Annotated in this window: 18 protein-coding genes and 2 pseudogenes; 10 read left to right on the top strand and 10 right to left on the bottom strand. The window is 58.7% G+C overall.

Features of this window, described 5'->3' with window-relative positions; all coding sequences use genetic code 11:
* Positions 1-191: 191 nt before the first annotated feature.
* The 5 genes from AC3AYF_RS03135 to dmeF form a co-directional block, all read right to left on the bottom strand.
* The gene (locus AC3AYF_RS03135) at positions 192-974 is read right to left on the bottom strand and encodes a copper resistance protein B (RefSeq protein ID WP_110648805.1); all 783 of its coding nucleotides are present in this window, start codon (positions 972-974) and stop codon (positions 192-194) included.
* Positions 967-2913 carry a copper resistance system multicopper oxidase gene (locus AC3AYF_RS03130; protein WP_110648806.1) on the bottom strand — a complete coding sequence of 649 codons (1947 nt, stop codon included), beginning with the start codon at positions 2911-2913 and terminating at the stop codon, positions 967-969. The genes AC3AYF_RS03135 and AC3AYF_RS03130 overlap by 8 nt, the downstream gene beginning before the upstream one ends.
* Before the next feature lie 261 nt (positions 2914-3174).
* The gene (locus AC3AYF_RS03125) at positions 3175-4476 is read right to left on the bottom strand and encodes a sensor histidine kinase (RefSeq protein WP_110648807.1); all 1302 of its coding nucleotides are present in this window, start codon (positions 4474-4476) and stop codon (positions 3175-3177) included.
* The gene (locus AC3AYF_RS03120) at positions 4463-5128 is read right to left on the bottom strand and encodes a response regulator (protein ID WP_110648808.1); all 666 of its coding nucleotides are present in this window, start codon (positions 5126-5128) and stop codon (positions 4463-4465) included. Before AC3AYF_RS03120 ends, AC3AYF_RS03125 begins: the two co-directional genes overlap by 14 nt.
* Before the next feature lie 171 nt (positions 5129-5299).
* Positions 5300-6286 (bottom strand): CDF family Co(II)/Ni(II) efflux transporter DmeF, encoded by a 987-nt coding sequence (dmeF, locus tag AC3AYF_RS03115; RefSeq protein WP_295035917.1) that lies wholly within the window; start codon positions 6284-6286, stop codon positions 5300-5302.
* Positions 6287-6539: 253 nt separating this feature from the next.
* On the opposite strand from dmeF, the gene AC3AYF_RS03110 reads away from it, so the two are divergent.
* The 3 genes from AC3AYF_RS03110 (at position 6540) to AC3AYF_RS03100 (ending at position 9015) form a co-directional block, all read left to right on the top strand.
* Complete coding sequence (locus tag AC3AYF_RS03110; RefSeq protein ID WP_239496163.1) at positions 6540-6917, top strand: hypothetical protein; 378 nt, start codon at positions 6540-6542, stop codon at positions 6915-6917.
* 101 nt (positions 6918-7018) lie between these two features.
* Complete coding sequence (locus tag AC3AYF_RS03105; protein WP_110648810.1) at positions 7019-7714, top strand: response regulator; 696 nt, start codon at positions 7019-7021, stop codon at positions 7712-7714.
* A gap of 41 nt (positions 7715-7755) precedes the next feature.
* The gene (locus tag AC3AYF_RS03100; protein WP_295035929.1) at positions 7756-9015 is read left to right on the top strand and encodes an ATP-binding protein; all 1260 of its coding nucleotides are present in this window, start codon (positions 7756-7758) and stop codon (positions 9013-9015) included.
* 478 nt (positions 9016-9493) lie between these two features.
* Here the strand turns inward: AC3AYF_RS03100 and AC3AYF_RS03095 are convergent, their stop codons facing one another.
* From AC3AYF_RS03095 to AC3AYF_RS03085, 3 genes are all read right to left on the bottom strand, one after another.
* Positions 9494-10318: a TlpA family protein disulfide reductase gene (locus tag AC3AYF_RS03095; protein WP_110648812.1), complete on the bottom strand. Its 825-nt coding sequence runs from the start codon at positions 10316-10318 to the stop codon at positions 9494-9496.
* Positions 10315-12252, bottom strand: coding sequence for a protein-disulfide reductase DsbD (dsbD, locus tag AC3AYF_RS03090; protein WP_295035918.1), 1938 nt, complete (start codon positions 12250-12252; stop codon positions 10315-10317). Before dsbD ends, AC3AYF_RS03095 begins: the two co-directional genes overlap by 4 nt.
* 397 nt (positions 12253-12649) lie before the next feature.
* Entirely contained in the window at positions 12650-13174 is a 525-nt protein-coding gene (locus AC3AYF_RS03085; protein WP_295035919.1) for a response regulator, read from the bottom strand.
* Between the two features lie 299 nt (positions 13175-13473).
* Between AC3AYF_RS03085 and AC3AYF_RS03080 the strand changes: the two are divergent.
* The 7 genes and pseudogenes from AC3AYF_RS03080 (at position 13474) to lgt (ending at position 19772) form a co-directional block, all read left to right on the top strand.
* Positions 13474-14455 (top strand): annotated as a pseudogene (locus AC3AYF_RS03080) (IS5 family transposase).
* Positions 14456-14667: 212 nt separating this feature from the next.
* On the top strand, positions 14668-15300 hold the full coding sequence (locus AC3AYF_RS03075; protein WP_110648813.1) for a peroxiredoxin: 633 nt from the start codon (positions 14668-14670) through the stop codon (positions 15298-15300).
* A 66-nt stretch (positions 15301-15366) separates the two neighbouring features.
* Positions 15367-15792: a heavy metal-responsive transcriptional regulator gene (locus AC3AYF_RS03070; protein WP_295035920.1), complete on the top strand. Its 426-nt coding sequence runs from the start codon at positions 15367-15369 to the stop codon at positions 15790-15792.
* Between the two features lie 66 nt (positions 15793-15858).
* On the top strand, positions 15859-18351 hold the full coding sequence (locus tag AC3AYF_RS03065; RefSeq protein WP_110648815.1) for a heavy metal translocating P-type ATPase: 2493 nt from the start codon (positions 15859-15861) through the stop codon (positions 18349-18351).
* 30 nt (positions 18352-18381) lie between these two features.
* Entirely contained in the window at positions 18382-18516 is a 135-nt protein-coding gene (locus AC3AYF_RS03060; RefSeq protein ID WP_275425964.1) for a hypothetical protein, read from the top strand.
* 87 nt (positions 18517-18603) lie between these two features.
* The gene (locus AC3AYF_RS03055) at positions 18604-18867 is read left to right on the top strand and encodes a VTT domain-containing protein (RefSeq protein WP_204352900.1); all 264 of its coding nucleotides are present in this window, start codon (positions 18604-18606) and stop codon (positions 18865-18867) included.
* 92 nt (positions 18868-18959) lie between these two features.
* On the top strand, positions 18960-19772 hold the full coding sequence (lgt, locus tag AC3AYF_RS03050) for a prolipoprotein diacylglyceryl transferase (protein WP_110648816.1): 813 nt from the start codon (positions 18960-18962) through the stop codon (positions 19770-19772).
* Positions 19773-20033: 261 nt separating this feature from the next.
* On the opposite strand, the gene AC3AYF_RS03045 is transcribed toward lgt, so the two are convergent.
* The gene (locus AC3AYF_RS03045; protein ID WP_162619499.1) at positions 20034-20321 is read right to left on the bottom strand and encodes a hypothetical protein; all 288 of its coding nucleotides are present in this window, start codon (positions 20319-20321) and stop codon (positions 20034-20036) included.
* Between the two features lie 115 nt (positions 20322-20436).
* Positions 20437-20712 (bottom strand): annotated as a pseudogene (locus tag AC3AYF_RS03040) (MerR family DNA-binding protein); the annotation flags it as partial.
* Between the last annotated feature and the right edge of the window lie 62 nt (positions 20713-20774).

Genomic DNA, 20774 nt, shown 5'->3' with positions numbered 1-20774 from the left:
GGTAGAACGCCAAGCCTGTACCCATGGTGCATGCCCCTATAGCACCTTGGCTGTCATGCCGCCGAGTTGCCAAATCAGCAGAGCGCCGATTCTCCAGTGTAGCCAGCGGCTGGTCCGGCCGTAGTGCGTTGGTGTGTCCTTCCATGGTAACGATGCCATTATGATCCTCGTTCATTCGCGTGATTTGACGCTCAGTACCAGGCGCGCAAACCCACGACCATTGCCGTTGTCGATTCATTTTCATCGTAGTTGCGTTCATGACTGATCCCTACGTAGGGGCTAAATTCGCGCATCAGGTCGTAGCTCAATCGCAGGCCGAGCTCGCTACTGTTGATACCGCGGTCAAGGTCGTACTCAGGCACATCCTGGAACGACGCGGAGAGTTCCAGCCGTGGCTGCAGGATCAGTCGTTGGGTGAGTCTCATTTCGTATTCGAACTCGGCGCTTGCGCTGACATCACCCTCGTCACTGACGTATAGAGCGGTGTCGGTTTCCACCATCAGCGGCGCCAGACCCTGAAAGCCCACGACCGCAAAGCGTCGGTCGGGATCCGGATTGAAGCTCTGGCGTACGCCAGCCTGCAAGTTCCAGAACGGCGAAACCAGGCGGCTGTAGAGCAGTTGGAGGTCGCTATTTTCGGGGCTGCCACCGTCGACTGGGCCATCGCCCTCGCTTTTCCACCAGAACCGGTTAGTGTCGTTGCCGATCCAGCCTTGTGCATCCCATAACCACGCATTGGGTGCACCGTTACTGTCACGGTATTCGAGCCGATCAATCATTATTTGGCTGAATAGCGCGTCGTCATGTATCGGCTCGTTCCACTCAGTGGGAGAGCCGCTACGTTCATTCAGGGATCCGTCGGGGATGACCTCGTCCACGTTGGCACGACCGTGATCGTCGGCGACGGCGATGGCGGGCAACCAGAGGGCGGTGATCAGAAATGCGCCACGGTACGTGATTTTGCCGTTAAACATGATCGAACGCCTCCGCCGGGGCTACCCGTACCACCCGGAACATCCCGGCTTCCATGTGGTAAAGCATATGGCAGTGGAAGGCCCAGCGTCCTGGCTCATCGACGGTGATTAACAGAGATGCACGCGAAGCCGGTAGCACGCTAATTGTATGCTTGAATGGCAGGTAATCCCCTTGGTCGTTCTCCAGCTCCATGAACATGCCGTGCAGGTGGATGGGATGCTCCATCATGGTGTCGTTGACCAGGATCAGGCGAATGCGGTCACCCAGCACGATGTCGATCGGCGCGGCGTCAGAGTATTTCACGCCGTCGAACGACCATATGTAGCGCTCCATATTGCCGGTCAGGTGTAGCTCGATCGTCCGCGACGGCGGGCGTCGGTCGCGCATCGGCTTAACGTTGCGCAACTGGCTGTAGGTGAGTACGCGATGATCGACAGCCTCGAGCCCGGTGCCCCGCTCACCGAGCCGGTCGCGTTGCACCTCGGCCACGTTGAGGTTGCCGGGACCATGACCGCCGGGTTCATGGCGTGCCACGACTGGCCCGGGATCGCCGACACCCATGCCAGCCATCCCGGCCATGGCGTCATGTCCCCCTCCGCCGTGGTTCATACCCGACATGGCACCATCGTTCATGCCGCCCATGCCACTTTGTCCCCCTTTGCCATGACTCATACCCGACATGCCGCTATCGTTCATGCCGCCCATGGCACTGTTCTCTCCCTCTCCATGGTCCATACCGGTCATGGTACCGGCGGCCATGCCGCCCATGGCGCCGTCCGTCATGTTCATACCCATGTCGATCATGGTGCGTTGGGGTGGTTCTCTCAATGCCGGTACCGCCGCCCGCATGCCGGCGCGAGGCGCCAAGGTGCCTCGCGCGTAGCCGCTGCGATCCATGGATTCCGCCATCAGCGTATAGGCGGTGCCGGCTTGGGGTTCGACCACGACGTCAAAGGTTTCCGCGACACCGATTTGGAACTCATCGGTCTCTACCGGCTCCACTTCCTGGCCGTCGGCGCCAACCACTGTCATCGACAGGCCGGGAATACGGAAGTTGAAGTAGGTCATGGCCGAGGCATTGATGACCCGCAGTCGTATGCGCTCTCCTGGCTGGAATAGTCCTTCCCATCCCACCGCCGAGTGGCGGCCGTTCATCAGGTAGGTATAGGTTGATCCTGTGATGTCGGCGATATCATTAGGGCTCATACGCATGTTATTCCATGCGAGCCGATCCCGGAGCGTCGACATCCAGCCATCCTTCTCCACGGCCTCGAAGAAATCGCCTGCCGTGCGTTCGTTGTAGTTGTAATAATCGCTCTGGCTTTTCAACCGTGCCATCACCCGATCCGGGTCTTCAAAGGTCCAGTCGTTGAGCATGATCACGTATTCACGATCGGTCTGTACTCGGTGTGGTGTCGCGGGATGAATGACAAGCGGGCCAGTCAGCCCGATCTGCTCCTGCAAGCCGGAGTGACTGTGATACCAATAGGTACCGCTCTGCCGCACGGGGAATATCGCTTCGAAGCTATCGCCGGGTGCGATGCCGGGAAATGAAACGCCTGGCACACCGTCCATCTCGAATGGCAGCATCAAACCGTGCCAGTGGATAGAGGTATCCTGATCGAGGTGGTTGTGGATACGCAGGCGCGCCCCTTGTCCCTCCCACAGTTCGATTAGCGGCGCAGGGATCGAATGATTGATGGTGATGCCGCTACCGTGGCCACCGGCAATGTCTACCCGTTCACGACGTACGTCGAAATCCAGCAAGACTGGGCGGGGTTGGCCGCCCACCACTTGAGCGGCGATTCCACTTCGGGGCGAGAGGGCGTCGCCCCGCGCGTAGCTCGGTAGCAACGACTCCAGCCCTGCCAGCGCACCGGTGCCCGCTAGCGCGATCAGAAGACGGCGACGATCGCCATCGATCGAGCGATGTTTCATGACGTTCCTTTCCTGAAGTTCCAATGGCGTGCCTATCCGAAATTCTAGGGGCGTGTGACCAGCACTTGATTCAGCACGATCTTTTGCTTTCTCCCGGCCTGGAATAAACCGAGTCTGTCGACGGCGAACGATAGCCGGGGACGATCTAATGTGACATGACCACCGTTCTGAGCCTTGGCAATCATGGGTAGTCAGTAGACTCCGGCAGCCTGAAAATACGCTGAAAGGAAATGCCGCCTGAGAAGATATCGGCAGTGTGTTTTAGGAAGAGGTCAGAGTGATTTCGACACGCAGCCCGCCCAGCCGTGACCGGTCATAGGTCACACGAGCGCCGTAACGGTCGGCGAGCTGTGCCAGAATGGAGAGCCCTAGGCCATGCCCACGGTACTGTTCATCGAGCCTCACACCGCGCTGCCCTAGCCGCTCTAGCATGGCGTCGGGTACACCTGGGCCATCATCCTCGAGTCTCAGGCGGCACGGCGAGGCAAGCAGAGTCAGTTCGACGCGTTGTCGCGCCCATTTTCCAGCGTTGTCGAGCACGATACCCAGCATCTCCATACCGTCCTGACGTTCCAGGGGCATCTGGAAATCAACGACGGCGGTATCATCGAGAACGAAGACTCGGTCGGGATAAAGGGTGCGAAACATTTCCAGCAGGGAGATTACCTCTGCCATGCCGGTATGTTGCTGACCGGTAGACTGGCCGGCGATACGCGAGTGGCGCAGCTCGCTCTCCAGCTTCTCGTCGATATCATCGAGCCGTTCGAGGATGCGCGTTCGGCGTGTCTCATTCAGCGCCCGCTTCGAGCGCAGGGCCTGCATGACTGCCGTCAGGGGGGTCCTGATGGCATGAGACAAGTTGGCGAGTGACTCCCGTGAGCGCTGCTGACGACGTTCATGTTCGTCGAGAAGCGTATTGAGTTGATCGATCGGAGCTTTCAGCTCGGAAACGGTCTTGATGTCTAGACGACGGCGTTCGCCGCGTTGCAGCTCAATGAGCTGGCGGGACAGCTGACCGAACGGGCGCAGGGCCCGGTTGACCGCAAACAGGTTGAGCAACACCAGCATTAGCAGCAGTGCCAGGGCCGCCGCACCGATCCACCAGTGCAGTCTGGTCAATCCTCGCTCGATACCGGCAAAATCCTCCCCTGCCGTCAGGGTGGCCGGTTCGCCACCCAGAGAGAATCGAGTCCGCCATAACAACAGGTGATGACCACGCCAACGCACCAGTTGGGCGCCTTCTGCTGACTCCTGAACCGGCAATGACTTCAGCGCATCATAGGTGCTGTAAATACGGTTTTGGGTACGCAACAGGTAGAAATGGTGAGAGGTATCAGCGGGGCTAGCGTCGGGTGGCAGTGATAAGGCTCCTGGCCCGTCTATGCGTAGACGACGTACGACCAGTTCGGACTCCTGCTGCAGGCGATCAGCGAGAAAATTTCGCGCCAACTGGTTCAGCAGCAGTCCATGCAGCACCCACGTGCTGCCCACCATCACCAGTGCGGCCAGGCCCAGGCTGCCCAGCAGTCGCAGGCGCAGGCTTCGCCAGTTAGGCCGAGACAAGCATGTACCCCTCGCCGCGCCGAGTCACGATACGCTCGCGTCCGAGCCGGTGACGTAACCTGCCGATGTAGACTTCGACGAGATTGGGCGCTGCAGCGTCCTGTTCGAGAGCGTAGAGCTGGTCGAGCAAGTGGCGCTTGGAGTGAACGCGATCGGGGTGGCGCATCAGATAGCGCAGCAGCCGAAATTCGGTGGAGGTCAACGTTTGCCACTCCTGGTGTGCCAGACTGAACTGCTGGCGTGCCTCGTCGAGACGAATATCGTTGACCTCCAGAAGGGTTGAGAAAGTATGTGCTTGGCGGCGCAGTAGCGCCTGCAACCGGGCCAGCAACTCTTGTTCGTGATAAGGCTTGGTGACGTAGTCGTCTGCGCCAGCGCGAAGCCCCTCGACCTTGTCCATCCAGCTATCTCTCGCGGTCAGAATCAGTATCGGCACCGACCATTTAACCCTCCGCCAACCGGCAAGTAGGCTTACCCCCGCGCCGTCTGGTAGACCAAGGTCTAGAATCACCAGCGTGTAGTCCTCGCTAGCCGATAGCGCGGCTGCCGATTTCATACTGGGCGCAATGTCGGTACGGTAGCCGGCGTCGTCCAGCAGCTCGGCAAGGCTCTCGGCCAGAAGTTCGTCATCCTCGACGAGTAGGACTTTCATTTTTCTCAATGGTCTGTTGGATTTTGCTCGATAGGTTAGACGTGTAGCCTGAAAACTTCCTGAAAGCGTTGGTCACCCAGCTTCCGGGCGATGCCAGTAGCGTCGAGGGCGGGCGATGAAAACCGACTGGCCTCGCTCTTACGCAAGAGGACTATCAAGATTCGTCCGCACTCAGCTGGCTAACCCTACTCCAGCCTCGGTCTCCGGGTCGGCGGCACAGTGCTGCGGCTCGACGGTAACGTGCACCAACGATGGGCATCGCGCCTGGATACGCTGCTTGTAGACGGCAGGTGACTTGGGGTCATGCGACACGACCGAGACGATGGCGGCATGAATATTCGGGCCGATGGCCCAGAGGTGCAGGTCGCTGATTCGTGCGCCATCATTCTCGATGGCTTGTCTGACGCCCTGCTCCAAGTCGCTGCGCTGCTGATCAAGCAGCACGCGGGAGGTATCCTTTAACAGATGCCATGACCACCGGGTGATGAGTACCGCGCCGACGATACCCATAATCGGGTCCATCCAGTTCCAGCCTGCGTACTTTCCGGCCAACAGGGCGGCAATCGCCAACAGCGAGGTCAAGGCATCGGCGAGTACGTGGAAGTAGGCGGCTCGACGATTGTGGTCGTGATGATGTCCATGATGATGGTCGTGACTATGGCCGTGGTCGTGATTCTCTCCGCCCAGTATCCAGGCCGATACGCTGTTGATGACCAGGCCTATGACGGCCACGAAAATAGCCCCGTTGAACGAGATCGCGACCGGGTGGATAAAGCGGTCGATGCTTTCGATCACCATGTACAGTGCGAAACCGGCTAATAGAATGGCGCCGGCGAACCCGCCTAGCGCGTTGACCTTACCGGTGCCGAATGAGAACTGTGTATTGCCTGCGTTCCGGCGAGCGTATGCATAGGCGAAGGCCGCAATGCCCAGGGCGACGGCATGAGAGCCCATATGTAGGCCATCGGCCAAAAGCGCCATCGAGCCATAAAGGACACCCGCTAAAATCTCCCAAACCATCATGGCAAGCGTCAGGCCGACGACGATGAGAGAGCGTGTTTCGCCGGATTGTTTTTGGTCTTGGCCGAAAACGTGATCGTGTTGCCATTCCTCGAGTTGGTGATGATGCATTCCGTAGCGCTCCAGATTGATGGTCATTACACGATGACCGGCAAGGCGGCCACGTTGGTTTTGTCGATGGTGATGCGCTGGCCTTTATATTGGCAATTGATTTAACGTTATAAATTATTTGGCATTGTTCTGGGGGCATGCTTTCCCAAGGAGCCGTCATGAATACCTTCGCTCTCTCGAAAGGCTGGCCCAACGTCGCTAATGCCAGTCAGTTAAGCCTGTTCTCACCCGGCTGATGATGAGATCTTCCCGTATAAGATCCACGGGTACGGGAAGATTCATGCAGTTCAGCGACGCCATTCATGCCATCGCCAAGGTGGCACCCGACGATTTCTCCAGCCTCTCCGATATACTCTCCCCTGAGCTGATCGATACCTGCCTCGAGCAAGCTACCGGTCACGACTACATGCCCGACGGCCGCGAACCGCAGTGGCAGAGCACGGTGCGTGAGCACAACAAGCACCGTCTCGGCGAGAGCAGCGAGACTGAATATGTCGAACTGCGCCATCGCCGCGATGGCGAACTGCCCATGCCGAAGCTGATCCTGCACGCGCTGCAGGTCAATATCCTCGGCGGCCGCCTCCCTGACCCGGAGGACAACGACAAGCGCTATCTGAAAATTCCGCTTGATGCCCTGGTGGGCGCTTCTTGGGAGTAAGACAGCGCTGCCGTCCGCTCGCTGATCTCATCCTGGCATCATCGGCGCATGTTAGGCTGCGCCGCGATAGGCTTTCGAGGCAATGAAACAGGGAGATGGGGATGCGCGTACTGCTCGTCGAAGATGACGCACCAGTAGCGGCGGGCGTCGAGGCCGGATTGGCACTGAGCGACTTCGTGGTCGATACCGTCGCCACGCTGGACGGTGCACGCGGGGCGCTGACCGCGATCGATTACGATGCTGTCGTGCTCGACCGCCGTCTTCCCGATGGCGATGGCCTGACGCTATTGCAACAGTGGCGTCGGGCGGGTGTTGCCAAGCCAGTGCTGATGCTGACGGCGAAAGATGCCGTGGTCAGCCGTGTCGAGGGTCTCCAGGGCGGGGCCGACGACTATCTGGTCAAACCGTTCGATCTGGATGAATTGACCGCGAGACTGCAGGCCTTGCTGCGCCGCGCAGCTGGGCAGGTCGACCGCTCGCTGCGTCATGGCAGTCTGGCGCTGGACCCCGTGGCCCGCAGCGTGACGCTGGATGGTGTGCCGGTGGCGTTGGTACGTCGCGAATTGATGTTGCTGGAAGCGCTGATCCGGGCGCGCGGAGGGATACTGAGTACTGATCAATTGAAGGATCGCCTTTACGGCATCGACGACGAGATCGAGAGCAACGCGCTCAACGTGCATATCTATCAGCTGCGTCGTAAGTTGGGGCACCATGTGATCGAGACGGTCCGGGGAGTCGGTTATCGTCTCGGCGCCCTCCCCACCAATACGCCATCCCATGGCAGCACGCCATCATGAGTCTGCGCCTGCGCCTCGTCGCCACGCTGGGGATCACATTGATGCTGCTGTGGGGAATCACGACGGCGTGGTCGATGCGCGATCTGTCGACCCAGCTAGAGCGCTCGCTGGATCAGCGCCTGGCACAATCGGCGCGCATGGTGGCAGGCTTGCTAGATCATGCGCCAGCGGCGGGGTGGAACGGCGAGAAAGGCGAAACCTCTTCCAACGCCGCGCTCGATGGTGTTGCCTGTCGCATTTCTTCGCTGCGCGGAGAGGTAGTTGCCGGCACGCACCCGGACATGAACGACGTTCTTTCGGTCAATGACGAGGGTTACAGCTATCGCTACTACAATGAGCAGCGCTGGCGTGTCTACACCCTGGTCGATGATGACAAGCGAATCACCGTGGCGGATCGTTTGCAGGAGCGGGAGTCGCTGTTGGCGCAAGTTCGCCGCGCGGCGTTCTATCCGTTTCTGCTCGCGCTGATCGGCAGTCTCGTTGCGCTGTGGTGGGGCGTGACTCGTGGGCTATCGCCAGTTTCGAAGCTACAGCGGCGACTGATCTTGCGCGATCATGATGACCTCTCGGCATTGCCCGTCCGTGGGCTGCCAAGAGAAATAAGGCCGTTGATCGATGGTTTTAACGCCTTGCTTGCACGAACTCGGCGCATGCTCGAGCTGGAACAACGTTTCACCGACGATGCGGCTCACGAGTTGCGCACGCCCTTGACCGCCATTCGCACCCATCTCCAGATCGCACGACGCGTCGACGGCGATCCCCGCCGGGAAGCGATGCAACAGGCCGAGGCAGGCGTGGGGCGGCTAACGAAAACGCTCGATCAGTTGCTTTTGCTGGCCCGCATGGAGAGTGATGAGATCACGCGGGGGAGCCTTGACCCCACGCCCCTCGCCGAGGCGCTGGAAACCGCGATGGTGGAAACCGGCAGCCATGATCGCTGCCACTGGAACGAGCCGGTAAACCGTATCCACGTGGAGTTATCCGAGGCGCTGCTGGTGATTGCGCTGCGTAATCTGCTCGAGAACGCGATGCGCCATGGTTTGCCTGGCGGGCCGATCGAAATCGAGGCGCATGAAACGAATGGTGTGGCGGTAATCGACATCATCAACCAGGGAGAAGCCATTCCATCCGAACAGCTCGCCCACCTGACGGAGCGGTTTCATCGCGGGAATCACCCTCAGGGCAGCGGTCTCGGGCTCTCCATCGTCGAAGCGATCGTCACCCGTGCCGGTGGCCGAGTGACGTTCGCATCCGGAGACGGCGTCGGGCTACGGGTGACGCTCTCGTTACCTTCGACTTGAGTTGCCGTCGGGTTGATCTCTTTTTGAGGCGCCGAAACGTTCGGGGCGACAGATTCCTGGATGATTGATTCCTGGTCGATATATTTCAGGGTGCGAAAGGTCAGGGCGAGATAGCTCAGGGCGCGGCGCTACCCATGACGGCGCGCAGCTTGTCCGGCCTGGGCGCCCCCATGGCCTTGTGTACCTCGCCATCGCTGTCCTGGTTGAAGGTCACGGGGGGCCGTAAAGTTGTCCATCGCGCATCGTCTGCGTGTTGTCGCTTACCCACTGCTCGCTTTGATCATTGCCTTCGTTGTTTGGCATGGCGCCAGTACGATAGTGCTCGGCGATCGCGCCGCCAGGGTTATCCGCGCTGAGAAGCGATGCCGGCGCCGAGGATTAGCGCGAGCCGCAGTGATGTCATGCGAAGATTATGGAAGGGCATGCGTGTCGTCTCCAAGTTGGAAGATAAGGGTTTGGCAAGGTCAGAGGTGGAAAATCAGGGTTCGAGGCGCTCGAGGCTGCGATCAAGCGTGGCGCGAGAAAGCTCGCCGAAGTGGGTGTCGATAAGCGTACCCTCCGCGTCGTAATAGAGCGTGGTCGGCATGGCTACGGCGCCGACCTTCTTGCCAAACGCCATGTCTGGATCCCGATAGACGTGGTCGAGCGTGAGAGACTCTCGTTGCAGAAAAGTATTGACCGCGCCGACACTTTCGCCCTGGTTGACGAATACGAACATCACGTCGTTGTGCTCTTGCTGGGCCTGTTCCAGCATCGGCATCTCGCGACGACATGGAGGACACCAGCTCGCCCAGACGTTGACCACCATAGGCCGGTGGGCTCCACGTTGGATATCAGGAAGTGCGATGCGGTTACTGTCGAGCATGACTAAAGGCGTAGTGGGAATCGTCGCGCTGCCTGGGGCCATCAGTGCTAGTGCGCCAGCCGTCAGTGTCCACACTAGCGCGCCTGAAAAGACCGCAGCGCCCAGCGGACGGCGTTCATCGGGATGGCGCCAGAGACGCCAGGTCAGATAGACGAAGGCGATGGCAAGGCCAGCTAGCGGTTCGAAGCCGCGGTCTCGGATATCCAGCCAGGACCAGAACGTGTCGTAGCTCTCCCAGTAGCGAGCGACGAAAACGATCCGCGCCCCGACAAGGCCCATGAATAAGACGTTGAACAAATGATCGCCGACACTGATCTTTCGGCGGCGGCCAACCCAGGCGCCGACGATCAGCGCGACGACCATTGACAAGACCAGCAAGAGCTGTCCCAGGCTCAGGCCTAGCGAGCCGATGGCAATGCTGCGATCCAGCGCGTTCATGTGTTACTCCCAGTCGTATCGTTGGTGGTTCGCCGGGCTTGATCGAAGCGCTCGAGAAACGCCTCAGCATCCAGTTCACCGATGATCCTAGCGTTTCGCCGCTCCTGGCCGTCCGGACCGAACCACATCAGTGTCGGTGGGCCGACGACGTTGAATTTCTGCATGATGACCTTATCTGAAGCATCATAGTCGGTGACATCGATACTCAACCGCTGCACGTCCTGGAGTTCGTTCTTGACGGTCGGATCGCCGAACACTTCTCGTTTGATCACTTCACAGGACACACACCAGTCGGCGGTGAATTCAACCAATGTCATCTGACCGTTGTTGGCGGCTGCCTGGACACGACGTTCGAGCGTAGTCAGGTCTTCGACGCCATCGAATGCGATAGGTCCGGACTCGTTGGTGTCTTTAGAGGTCGTTTCCCCTCCGCTCACGACGTAGACCGACAGTGGTCGCCACGGATCAGTGGTGCCTCCGGCAGCGCCAATCAGGACCAGTGAGCTCCACAGACCGATGATCGCAGCGCTGGCAATCGCGACCTGGGAAATGCAACTCGTGGTGTTGCCACGTGCAAGGGCCACAAGAGATACCGCGAAGCCCAATCCCAGCGCACCCCACAAGCCGAGAACAATGGAGTCGGGGATGACCCGGGCGGCGAACCAAATCGCCATTCCCAGCAGTACGAAGCCGAAAATGCCCTTGACACGGTTCATCCAGGCACCGGGCTTGGGTAGCAACCGGCTACCAGCGGTGCCGATCACTACCAATGGGGCGCCCATGCCGAGACCCAGGGCGAGTAGTGCGGCGCCACCAAGCCACGGATTACCCGTCTCCGCGATGAAGAGCAGGGCGCCAGCCAGCGGCGCCGTCATGCAGGGGCCCACTAGCAGAGCGGAGAGAACGCCCATGACAGCAACGCCCTTGAATCGCCCGCCGCGCTGTTTCGATAGCCCGGCATCCAGGCGTCGACGTAACGCTCTCGGCAGTTCGAGTTCGAAGACACCGAACATGGCGAGTGCCAGCACTACGAACAGGACCGAGAAGATGCTGATGAACCAGACGTTCTGGAACAGCATCTGCAGATTGGCTCCGGCCATGGCGGCGGCAACGCCCAGCGCGGCGTAGGCGGCGGCCATGGGCAGGACATAGGCGAGAGAGAGTGCGAAACCGGATGTCCGCCGAGTCTCTTCGCTGCGGCGTTGGGCGACGATCAGGCTTGAGAGGATCGGAGCCATCGGCAATACGCAGGGTGTGAAGGTCAACAGCAGGCCCATGCCGAAGAAGGCGGCCAGTGTCCAGACCCAGTTACCGCCAACCAGTTGTGCTGCCAATTGTTGATCTTCCGCCATCGTTGCTCCTGCCTGGGTGGCGGGGCCCGATGCGGTAGGTGATGATGTTGTGGATGACGCAAAGGGAGCGTTCGGGGCAGCGGGCGACGCGTTCGTTGCCGAGCCGTTCGTCGTTGCTGTGTCGTTCCCCGAGTCGCCGACGACAGGTTCCAGGTCGAAGGTCCGCTGTTGGGGCGGATAGCAGAGACCGGCATCGGCGCAACCCTGCCAATGAAGGGTAATGGTATCGGCATCGCCGGGTCGAGTGGTCATGCTCAATGCGTGACGGTAGATCTCGGAGCGGCCGAAGTACTCGTCTTCGATAGTCTCCCCGTCAGGTATATCGAGCGATAGCTCGCTGTCTCCCGCTTCCGCAGAGAAGCTGTGGCGGTAGAGGTAGTAACCGGGTTCGATCTGCCAATCGATCTCCAGTGCGTCGCCGTCCTGTGACAACGTGGGTTCGAAGGCCTGATCCGGGGGGAGAAACTCATCTTGTTGCCCGAATGGATCCTGGGCCATGGCCAACGTGGCGACGCTGAATAAGGCCAGCATCAGTAGCCATCGCACGAGCTTCGATCGTATAAGGCCGAGCCCTGCCTTCATCCCTGGTCGCATTTCCCACACTCCTGATTCGGTGCCGGCTAGGATGATCCATGGGGATGAGCTGAAAATGAATCTCTATTGCCGTCTCTGTTCTAGATGTGTATTCGTAAAAAGAAATGTCGATCCCGGTGTCGAGCCGTCCAGTCGGGCCTGAGTGCGGTGTTGGCTTTGGGAAGGTACGGGTTCGTGACCACCTCTCTGAAGGTGCTCGGACGTCGACGTCGTTAGCCGGTCAGCGGCGCGGCTGTCGTATTCGATACTAAGGTCGAAACGTGGGAGATGGCATTCCTCCCGAGCAACGTTCCCGTTCGCTCGAACCACCGTCTATCGGTTAATGAATCGGTATTTATGTGCTGGGCTCGCTCGTCATGACCGGACTGGGTTTCCTGACCTTCAGCTAGCGCAGCAGCCGAAATTCGGTGGAGGTCAGTGTTTGCCACTCCTGGTGTGCCAGACTGAACTGCTGGCGTGCCTCGTCGAGACGAATATCGTTGACCTCCAGAAGGGTTGAGAAAGCATGTACTTGCCGGCGCAGCAGTGCCTGCAGCCGGGCCAGCAACTCTTCTTCGTGATAAGGCTTGGTGACGTAGTCGTCGGCGCCAGCGCGAAGCCCCTCGACTTTTTCCATCCAGCTATCTCTCGCGGTCAGAATCAGTATCGGCACCGACCATTTTGTCTTCCGCCAATCGGCGAGAAGGCTCAGCCCCGTGCCGTCCGGCAAACCAAGGTCCAGAATCACCAGCGTGTAGTCCTCGCTAGCCCATAGCGCGGCTGCCAATCTCATGCTGGGCGCGATGTCGGTACGATAGCCGGCGTCGTCCAGCAGCTCGGCAAGGCTCTCGGCCAGAAGTTCGTCATCCTCGACGAGTAGAACTTTCATTTTCTCAACGGCCTGTTGGGCTTTGTCCGATAGATTAGACACGCAGCCTGAAAACTTCCTGAAAGCGTGAGCAGCATTCCATCGCTCAGCGCTAGCTATATGCAGACTCGACTGCTCCGCATCATCAGCTCTCACGATCAGAGAGTGGTGAGCGAGCTCAATGGTACGGATTAGGATCGGGAATCTTCTCGTCGATAAAGGAGACTGGATCGGGATTCGCGCATTACGTTACCGTGTTCTGGTCATATTAGGGAAACGCTGCATAATCCCCCCGCAACTGCCTGATCGCCACCGGCGGGGTAAAATCTAACCATCCCGCCACCGTCTGACAGAGCTATCCGATGAAGCAGATCCCATTTGCCCAGGCAGAGCACCAGAACAAGAAGAAGGTCACCCGTCGAGAGCGATTCCTGGCCCAGATGGAGATCCTGGTGCCTTGGTAACGGCAGATCGACGCGCTGTCGCCTTCCTACTTTCCGAACGCGGCAGGTAAGCGGGGTCGGCAGCCCCTCGGCCTGAGGTGCATGCTGCGGGTCTATTTCTTACAGCAGTGGTATGTGCTCGCCGATGAGGCGCTCGAAGACGCCATCTACGACAGCCAGGTCATGCGTGATTTCATCGGACTCGATCTGGCCATCGAAAGCGTGTCGGACGCGACCACGCTGCTGCGCTTCCGCCATCTGCTGGAGAAGCATGCCCTGACCCAGCGGATCTTCGAGGAGATCAACGCCAGTTTGGCGGGCAGGGCCTTGTTTTGGTGGAGGGCACCATAGTCGCCGCCGCGCCCTCCACCAAGGACAAGGCCAAGCAGCGCGATCCGGAGATGAAGCAGACCAAGAAGGGCAACCAATGGTTTTTTAACATGAAGGCCCATATGGCGCCGATGCGGTCACCGGGTTGATTCACAGTGTCGCTGCCACTTGGCCAACGTCGCCGATGTCACCATGGCGGGCCACCTGGTCCGAGAAGATGACAAGCGGGTATACGGCGACGCGGGTTATACCAAGATGTGGAAGCATCTGGACGAAGAGAATGATGCCCCGGATCCCTAGTGCTGTGACGCCGCCAAACGCGGCGCTATCAAGAAGATGGAAGACAGCCCCATGAAAACGCTGCTGCTGGCGATCGTGAAGGCAAAGGCCAGCATCCGCGCCAAGGTCGAGCACTCGTTTCATGCCATCAAGAACCTCTTCGACTACCGGAAGGTGCGCTATAAGGGGCTGGCCAAAGAACCAGCCTCAGTTATTCAGCCTGTTCGGGCTGGCCAACCTGATGTTGGCGGCACGATGCGAAGGCCGAGTTGACGGGGCCAGTGTGTCTTGATTTAGCTTGGCAGCCAGGAAAACCTGGCTGCCAGGTAAAACAGGCCACCTGAGATGGTCATGTAATGACCGCTGAGACGATGATCTGGCCACGCTGAACGGTTCAGCCGACCAGAACCGAATTGTTTAGCGATTCCCTAGGGGTTGACCTTAAAGTTTACTTTAAGGCTATCGTACGTAGTGCATCATCAACCCCAATTTGAGGATAGCGTGATGACTTTGCAGCTTGGAGAGATAGCTCCCGATTTTACGGTGGAATCCACGGAAGGCACGCTCAGCTTCCATGAATGGCTTGGCGACAGCTGGGCCGTATTATTCTCGCACCCGGCCGACTACACACCGGTCTGTACGACAGAACTTGGTGCTTTTGCCAGGCGCAAGAGCGAGTTCGATAAGCGTGGCGCCAAGTTGATCGGTGTATCCGTCGATCCGCTCGACTCTCACAACGGCTGGGCCGGGGATATCGAGAAGACTCAGGGCACGGCGCTGAACTACCCATTGCTGGCCGACGAGGATCAGGTGGTCGCAGAGCTGTATGGGATGATTCACCCCAAGGCTGACCCTAAGGTGACGGTGCGTACCGTTTTTATTATCGACCCCGACAAGAAGATCCGACTTACTCTGACCTACCCGCCCAGCACAGGGCGCAACGTCGATGAGATCCTACGCGTCATCGATTCGCTCCAGTTGACCGGCAAGCACAAGGTGGCGACGCCTGTGGATTGGCAGAATGGGGAAGACGTTATCATCGCTCCCTCATTGTCGAGTGAGGAAGCCAAGGAGCGTTTTCCCGAAGGTTGGGACGAAAAGACACCGTACCTACGCGTAGTACGCCAGCCCAAATAACTGACGAGGTTGTCTTGGCGGCTCGGCCTGGTCGGGCCGCCTAGTCGTTTCGCTGAGGTGGTGCCAATGAAGACATTAAGTATTGGAGAGTTGGCCGAACACTGCGGAATTGCCAGCCAGGCGATCCGCTACTATGAGCAGGAAAAGCTCATGCCAAGGCCCCAGCGAACGGAATCGAATTATCGCCGCTATCCTGAGGATGCGGTAGCAAGACTTCAGTTTATCCTTCAGGCCAAACAGTGGGGTTTCACTCTCGATGAGATTCGTGAGTTGCTGATTCTCCAAGATGCCAATGGCAACCGGGCTCAGGCTAAACGCATTGCGGAAGAGAAGTTAGTAAAAATTAGAGAGCAGATCAAACATCTCTCCAAGATCGAGACAGTACTTTCGAAAACGCTCTCTGAATGCTCTGGAGAGGGGGCTATGAAGGGGTGTCCCATTGTCGAGGCAATCGCCGAAGAGAAGCAGAAAAGCGTTTATCGAGACAGCTGACGTAGCGATGCATGGCGCCAATCATCCAGGTTTCAAGCAATCGACGATCCAGCGAGGAGACAGGAAATGACAGAACGAATCGATATCAGTATACGCGGGATGTCTTGTGCCTCCTGTGTTGGCCGCGTGGAGCGCGCGCTTAGGCAGCAGCCCGGCGTCACCGAGGCACAGGTGAACCTCGCCACCGAAAAGGCCACGGTTGCGTTCGAGGAACGCGCCGATCCCGGCCAGTTTGTCGATGCCGTCGAAAAGGCAGGCTATCAGCCCGTCGTCGAAACCGCCGAGATTCCTGTCATCGGGATGACTTGTGGTTCCTGTGTCTCGCGCGTGGAGCGAGCGATCGAGAAGCTGCCGGGCATTCTCCAGGCCAGCGTGAATCTCACTACGCAAAAGGCCTTTGTAAGGTTTCTGCCTGACATGGTCTCGTTGCCTCGTATCCATCACGCCATCAAGGGTGCGGGCTATGAACCGCAGGTTAATGCTGATGAAAGTGTCCAGTCGGAGCGTGAAGATCAAGAGGGTACCCAGCTTCGCAATAAAGTGATGCTCGCCGCAGCGTTCACGATTCCTGTGGTTCTGATCGCCATGGGCAAGATGATTCCGTCCCTGGATGCGCTCTTATCGCACGTGATGCCACACCGGGGCTGGATGGGGATCGAATGGTTATTGACCACTCCCGTCCTGTTCTACGCGGGGGCTCGTTTCTATCGCTCCGGCTATGCCGAGCTCCGGCATGCCAACCCGGGCATGAATAGCCTGGTCATGATCGGCTCGAGCGCAGCCTATTTCTATTCACTCGCTGCCCTGTTGATACCTGGGTTCTTCCCTGCGGGTACTGCCGTAAGCTACTTCGAGGCGGCGGCGGTCATCGTGACGCTCATCCTGTTGGGGCGCTACTTCGAGCACATCGCCAAGGGCCGTACCTCCCAGGCGATCAAGAAGCTTCTGCAACTGCAGGCGAAGACGGCCCGTGTCGTTCGTGATGGCGAAACGGCCGAAGTGCCGATCGAGGCCGTCGTGCCCGGCGATCGTATCCTGGCCCGCCCCGGCGAGCGCATCCCGGTGGATGGCGTCGTCGAGGAGGGCCACTCCTACGTCGACGAATCGATGATCAGTGGTGAGCCAGTGCCGGTGATGAAAGGGAAAGATGCCGAGGTGGTCGGTGGCACGATCAATAAGAACGGCGCACTCACCTTCCGCGCGACGCGGGTCGGCGCCGATACGGTACTTTCACAGATCGTCAAGATGGTGGAGTCGGCACAGGCCGAGAAGCCACCGATCCAACAGCTTGCCGATAAGATCGCTGGCTTGTTCGTGCCAGTGGTCCTCGTTATCGCGCTGATCACTTTCGCGGTATGGCTCGGCTTCGGGCCGGCCCCGGCACTGTCCTTCGCCTTTGTCACGACGGTCAGCGTGTTGCTGATTGCCTGCCCTTGCGCCATGGGCCTGGCGACGCCGACCGCGATCATGGTGGGTACCGGCAAAGGCGCCGAGATGGGCGTGCTGTTTCGCAAGGGGGCGGCACTTGAGACGCTTGCCAAGATGAGTATGGTCGTGTTGGACAAGACTGGCACGCTGACCCGGGGCCGGCCCGAGCTCACTGATTTCATCATGGTCGATGGGGACGAAAACGAGGTGCTGCGCTGGGTGGCTGCGATCGAGGCGCAGAGCGAACACCCCATCGCCGAGGCCATCGTGCGCGGCGCGAAGGAGCGTGGTCTCGAACTGCCGGCCGTCAGCCATTTTAGCGCCGAGCCGGGCTATGGCATCGAAGCCGAAGTGGCGGGCCACCGGCTGCACGTGGGCGCCGATCGTTACATGAGGCGGCTAGGTATCGGGCTGGGCGAATCAGAAGCGCGTGCCAAGACGCTCGCTGAAGAGGCCAAGAGCCCGCTCTATGCGGCGGTGGACGGTAAGCTCGCGGCAGTGATCGCGATCGCCGACCCGCTCAAGGAAGGTTCGGCCGAGGCTATCATGTCACTCAAGGCGCTGGGTCTGGAGGTGGCGATGCTCACCGGCGACAATCGCGCCACGGCCGATGCTATCGCCAGACAGGTCGGTATCCAGCAAGTGCTCGCCGAGGTGCTGCCGGACCAGAAAGCCTCCGAGATCAGGCGCCTGCAGGACGAGGGCCGCAGTGTCGCGTTCGTAGGCGACGGTATCAACGATGCGCCGGCGTTGGCGCAGGCCGACGTGGGCATCGCTATCGGCACGGGTACGGATATCGCCATCGAGGCCGGTGATGTGGTGCTCATGCGTGGCGATCTAAGAGGTATCGTCAATGCTGCGGCGCTCTCCCGGCGGACCCGCAAGACCATCCTCAGCAACTTTGCCTGGGCTTACGGCTATAACTTGACGCTGATCCCGGTAGCGGCGGGCGTGCTATATCCATTTAACGGCTTCCTGCTCAACCCCATGTTGGCCGCCGGAGCCATGAGTCTATCCAGCGTATTTGTGCTGACCAATTCTCTGCGGCTGCGTCGCTTTCGGCCCGACACCGGCGAGTCTTCATCGAGGGCTATCAGCGAGCCTCAGGCTGATCAAATGCACCATGCCTGAAAAATTAATCAATTATTTTAGGAGGCCGTCATGATGGGGAGCGAAGCATGCACATGGGGCATGGCGGGCATGGGGCTGATATCCATCCTGCTGGTTATTGCGCTGGTACTGGGTGTCGCTGCACTCGTCAAATACTTGTTTTCCAGTAAAAAGCGCGAAAAGTAGCTTGAGCGGTTACGAGGCGATGCAGCATTGGGGGCGTCTACGCCCCATATCGGACTGGTTGGGAAGGAGCGCTCTCAGACAGGATTGATGCTCGTTATTTTCGTATCGCGGTTGGTGCCGTTTATTTCATTCGATGCCGTCAGTTATGCGGTGGGTCTCACACCGCTTGCCTTTTGGCGTTTTTTTATTGCCACGCTGGCTGGCGTGATTTCGACAACGTACTTGATCATCACATTCGGTGAAGTACTCATTGCTACTGATTCCAGGGGCTTGACGGTCGCGTTGATTCTTGTTGGCGGTATTACGCTTGTGCCGATCTTGGCGAAACTCATTTGGAGTTGGCATCGATAACGAAGAGATGGCCCGAATTGTCGAGAACGACAGACTTATCACAAGCGTTGAGCCGTTGATATGAACGGGCTATCAATATATGAGGAAGCATCATGTTGCAATATCCCCAAATAGATCCCGTGGCCATTACCATCGGGCCTTTGCAAATTCATTGGTATGGCCTTATGTACGTGGTCGGCCTGGCTGCCGCCTGGTGGTTGGGCCGCCGCCGTGCCGATCGCCTGGGCCTGAGCCACGACGATATCGGCGACCTGATCTTTTACGGCGCCTTGGGCGTGATACTGGGCGGTCGTATTGGCTATGCCCTGTTCTATGGGCTCGATCAGCTGATGGCCAATCCCTTATGGCTATTCAAGATATGGGAAGGGGGTATGAGCTTTCATGGCGGGTTGACTGGCGTGCTGATTGCTGCCTTGTTATTTGCCCGCAAGCATCGTCTGGCCTTTTTCCAGTTGACCGACTTTATCGCCCCGCTGGTGCCGCTTGGCCTGGGCGCGGGGCGGCTCGGCAACTTCATCAATCACGAATTGCCGGGACGAGTCAGCGATATGCCTTGGGCCATGGTATGGCCGCCCATGATGGGGTTGGGGCCGGAGCCACGCCACCCTTCATCGCTGTACGAATTCGCCCTGGAAGGCGTCGTGATGTTCGTCGTGCTGTGGTGGTTCTCGAGCCGGCCCCGCCAACGTGGCATGACGTCCGGTCTGTTCCTGCTGCTTTATGGTGTCTTCCGCTTTGCCGTGGAGTTCGTGCGCCGTCCCGACCCCCAGTTGGGCTTTATCGCCTTTGACTGGCTGACCATGGGCCAGTTACTGAGTTTGCCGATGATCTTTGCCGGATTGGCACTCATGGCTTGGGCCAGTCGAGAGTCGGTCGATAATGCCAGTAGGGCGACTGCCCAATGAAAAAAATTGGTCTGCTACTTTTGCTGTTTTTTGTAGCAGGCCAAGCGCCTGCCAGCGAGAGTTCTTCTTGGAGGAGGGGCCAGGGAAGGGCATTCGCCGACCCTTTCCTAGGGAAGTTTCTACCGGTTAATAAAGCGTTTAAGGCCAGTGCATGGCGAAGTGATGAACGGCTATACGTTAGATTTCTCAATGCCCCTGGCTACTACCTTCATCGCCACAGTTTTACTCTTGAAAGTCGCGGCCCGGCGGTAAGCGTCGACCCTAGATAGTAACCATTGATTCCGAGAGTTTGAGTTTTTTCCCCTCGTAGAAATTGCTCGCCCCTTTTTGTAAACCGAGATCGTATGTGCGTACCCTGTCGCGGATTTCTCCGGCAAGTACAGGCGGGATGGCAAGCGGCCTGAGGGAAGCAGCGAAAGCGCGCTCGCCGAGCAGCAGCCGTTGCAATCCGTATCCCAAACCATTGGTGAACGCCGCCACACTTCCGCTGACAAGCAAGCCCTTTACTACCGTTCTTCTCGTAACCATGTTGCTTTTCAAGTCCTTCAAGATATGCAGGAATTCACAGCAGGAGTTTATTTCTGCCTTTTGGCTTTGCTATAGCAGCTACGTGGTTATAGACGCACATGGAAATCTATCGGCACCGGCAAGGTGGGAGCCTGCTTCATAGGGGCGACATACCCGCTTGGATTATGGCCGGTTGCTTCAGGTTCTCTACAAGACGACTTACCTGATGCCCGCTAGGCACGTCCCCGGGCATGGCCTGCCATGCTTCCAGAGTCTGTTCAAGCCTTACGACCAAAGTCTCGAGTTCCTGTATCCGTGCATGGACACTGGGCTGCCGGTCAGCTAGAAACCTATAGGTCTCAGGGCAAGGGACGTTTTTCTGTAGGCTTGCGTCCAGAACCCCTCTAATTTCGCTCAGACTGCAACCCAGTGAGCGAAGGTGTAGTGGTCAACTAATTCCGGACAGTGAATTGAGTGTTGCTTCCGCTCGTGCGG

The sequence above is a fragment of the Salinicola sp. genome (genome assembly GCF_982684285.1).
The sequence above is the reverse complement of the archived record's forward strand: the minus strand, read 5'-3'. Positions and strand labels throughout refer to the sequence as shown.

Bases quoted from the DNA above. Each gene is read 5' to 3' on its own strand.
- AC3AYF_RS03135 (WP_110648805.1), bottom strand. From the start codon at position 974: ATGTTTAACGGCAAAATCACGTACCGTGGCGCATTTCTGATCACCGCC.
- AC3AYF_RS03130 (WP_110648806.1), bottom strand. From the start codon at position 2,913: ATGAAACATCGCTCGATCGATGGCGATCGTCGCCGTCTTCTGATCGCG.
- AC3AYF_RS03120 (WP_110648808.1), bottom strand. From the start codon at position 5,128: ATGAAAGTCCTACTCGTCGAGGATGACGAACTTCTGGCCGAGAGCCTT.
- dmeF (WP_295035917.1), bottom strand. From the start codon at position 6,286: ATGACCATCAATCTGGAGCGCTACGGAATGCATCATCACCAACTCGAG.
- AC3AYF_RS03110 (WP_239496163.1), top strand. From the start codon at position 6,540: ATGCAGTTCAGCGACGCCATTCATGCCATCGCCAAGGTGGCACCCGAC.
- AC3AYF_RS03105 (WP_110648810.1), top strand. From the start codon at position 7,019: ATGCGCGTACTGCTCGTCGAAGATGACGCACCAGTAGCGGCGGGCGTC.
- AC3AYF_RS03100 (WP_295035929.1), top strand. From the start codon at position 7,756: ATGCTGCTGTGGGGAATCACGACGGCGTGGTCGATGCGCGATCTGTCG.
- AC3AYF_RS03095 (WP_110648812.1), bottom strand. From the start codon at position 10,318: ATGAACGCGCTGGATCGCAGCATTGCCATCGGCTCGCTAGGCCTGAGC.
- dsbD (WP_295035918.1), bottom strand. From the start codon at position 12,252: ATGAAGGCAGGGCTCGGCCTTATACGATCGAAGCTCGTGCGATGGCTA.
- AC3AYF_RS03075 (WP_110648813.1), top strand. From the start codon at position 14,668: ATGACTTTGCAGCTTGGAGAGATAGCTCCCGATTTTACGGTGGAATCC.
- AC3AYF_RS03070 (WP_295035920.1), top strand. From the start codon at position 15,367: ATGAAGACATTAAGTATTGGAGAGTTGGCCGAACACTGCGGAATTGCC.
- AC3AYF_RS03065 (WP_110648815.1), top strand. From the start codon at position 15,859: ATGACAGAACGAATCGATATCAGTATACGCGGGATGTCTTGTGCCTCC.
- AC3AYF_RS03060 (WP_275425964.1), top strand. From the start codon at position 18,382: ATGATGGGGAGCGAAGCATGCACATGGGGCATGGCGGGCATGGGGCTG.
- AC3AYF_RS03055 (WP_204352900.1), top strand. From the start codon at position 18,604: ATGCTCGTTATTTTCGTATCGCGGTTGGTGCCGTTTATTTCATTCGAT.
- lgt (WP_110648816.1), top strand. From the start codon at position 18,960: ATGTTGCAATATCCCCAAATAGATCCCGTGGCCATTACCATCGGGCCT.